Annotated in this window: 1 tRNA gene and 1 rRNA gene (1 of these 2 only partly in view); both read right to left on the bottom strand. The window is 52.3% G+C overall.

Annotated features, from left to right (window positions below):
• Positions 1 to 1,821, bottom strand: a 23S ribosomal RNA gene (locus tag HPQ62_RS20770) (it extends 1,111 nt beyond the left edge of the window).
• A gap of 581 nt (positions 1,822 to 2,402) precedes the next feature.
• A tRNA-Ala gene (locus HPQ62_RS20765) sits at positions 2,403 to 2,478 on the bottom strand.
• Positions 2,479 to 2,500: the final 22 nt, after the last annotated feature.

Below are 2,500 nucleotides of genomic sequence, written 5' to 3'. Positions count from 1 at the left end.
TACCCCCTGGTCTGTGCCACCCTCATATACTTGCGTATAAAAGGGTCACGCTTCTTCCGAAGTTACGCGTGCAATTTGCCGAGTTCCTTCAACGCAGTTCTCTCAAGCGCCTTGGTATACTCTACCTGACCACCTGTGTCGGTTTCGGGTACGGTCTCATGGTGGAGCTATTTCCTGGAACCGCTTCACCGCACGATCAATCCAATAAGATCATACGATTTACGCAATCCGTCACTACCACCTGGCCCACGAATATTAACGTGGTTCCCATCGACTACGCGTTTCCGCCTCGTCTTAGGGGCCGGCTAACCCTGCTCAGATTAACTTTAAGCAGGAACCCTTGGTCTTTCGGCGAGGGAGTCTCTCACTCCCTTTATCGTTACTCATGTCAACATTCGCACTTCCGATACCTCCAGAAGCCCTCACGGGTCTTCCTTCATCGGCCTACGGAACGCTCCGCTACCACGTGGATAAATCCACATCCTCAGCTTCGGTGCATGGCTTGAGCCCCGGTACATTTTCGGCGCAAAGACCCTTAATTAGACCAGTGAGCTGTTACGCTTTCTTTAAATGATGGCTGCTTCTAAGCCAACATCCTGGTTGTTTTGGGATCCTCACATCCTTTCCCACTTAGCCATGACTTGGGGACCTTAGCTGGAGGTCAGGGTTGTTGCCCTTTTCACGACGGACGTTAGCACCCGCCGTGTGTCTGCTGAACAGTACTCCGTGGTATTCGCAGTTTGGTTAGGATCAGTAAGACGGTGAGTCCCCATAGCCCATCCAGTGCTCTACCCCCACGGGTATTCATTCAACGCTCTACCTAAATAGATTTCGCGGAGAACCAGCTATCTCCGAGTTTGATTGGCCTTTCACCCCTAGCCACAAGTCATCCCAATCTATTGCAACAGATGCGGGTTCGGTCCTCCAGTTGGTGTTACCCAACCTTCAACCTGCTCATGGCTAGATCACTCGGTTTCGGGTCTAATGCATCTAACTAAATCGCCCTATTAAGACTCGCTTTCGCTGCGCCTACACCTACCGGCTTAAGCTTGCTAGATACACTAAGTCGTTGACCCATTATACAAAAGGTACGCCGTCACCCTTGCGGGCTCCGACTGTTTGTAGGCATCCGGTTTCAGGTTCTATTTCACTCCCCTTGTCGGGGTGCTTTTCACCTTTCCCTCACGGTACTGGTTCACTATCGGTCATGCACGAGTACTTAGGCTTGGAGCGTGGTCGCCCCATGTTCGAACAGGATTTCACGTGTCCCGCCCTACTCAAGGACAATGATTGTTCTACGCATACGGGGCTATCACCCATAGTGCCAGGCTTCCCAACCTGTTCTGCTTTATTCATCATTGCCACTGGCCTCTTCCGCGTTCGCTCGCCACTACTTGCGGAGTCTCAATTGATGTCCTTTCCTACGGGTACTTAGATGTTTCAGTTCCCCGCGTTCGCTTCTTACCCCTATGTATTCAGAGTAAAATACCTTATCGCGATATCTAGAAACCATTTGGGTTCTGTCTTCACGCGCGTACCGGCTGCTGCCGCAGCCTGCGCTCCAGACGGGGCGGCGCAAAAGCGCCGACGGCCGGTCGGCCTACGGGGGAAGTCCCTCGCAAGCATCCTGCCATCGTCCACTCTTACGAACCCATCGCAAGAACCAAAATGATTTTCTAGATATCTAAGGTGGGTTTCCCCATTCGGATATCCATGGATCAAAGCTTATTCGCAGCTCCCCACGGCTTTTCGCAGCGTATCACGTCCTTCATCGCCTGTGCATGCCAAGGCATCCACCAAATGCCCTTAAGACACTTGATCGTTCTCATTGTCGATGTCCATCATGAAGTCCGGGCCTTTTGTACAACCCCGGACGATGCCATCAACACGATCTGACCACCGACCCAACAAAGTCGGCAGCCTTATTTCTTTCAGACTCGACGTCTTCATCACCTCAGCGCGCTAGCGCGTCGGCGACCGTTCGCCGCCCCCGCGGAGGATAGGTCCGAAGGACCGCTCATCCGTGAGCGCAAAACAAACTAAAAAGACGCCAGTCTTTTTAGACCAGCTTCTCGAGATAATGTCCGATGATGTGCGGTCAGGCGCATCAATCCAACGCATCTGCCAGATGAAGGACAAGTCCCTCAAACAACAGATCGTCGTTACAGACAGAGCTTCCTTCCAAAACAGCACCCTCTCTCATCTCCGGCCGGCTAGACCTTCAATGCCGTCAATGGGTGATGCTCCGAACAATCATGACTTGCGCCACAATCACCTGGAAGCCTCCAGACATATCTTCTCTTCACAATGTAACATTCAACAGGCATCAACCCCGAAGGGTTCATGCAAACCTTTTTTTTCAAGAAAGTCATCATACCGGCTGCTCTAAAAGCGCCAGTCCTTGGTGGAGCTGAGCGGGATCGAACCGCTGACCCCCTGCTTGCAAAGCAGGTGCTCTCCCAGCTGAGCTACAGCCCCAATTTGTTGTCCTCACGCTGAC

This window comes from Martelella limonii, from assembly GCF_013344475.1.
In the GTDB taxonomy this organism is placed as follows: Bacteria; Pseudomonadota; Alphaproteobacteria; order Rhizobiales; family Rhizobiaceae; genus Martelella; species Martelella limonii.
This window is presented reverse-complemented; position numbering and strand designations above follow the sequence as displayed.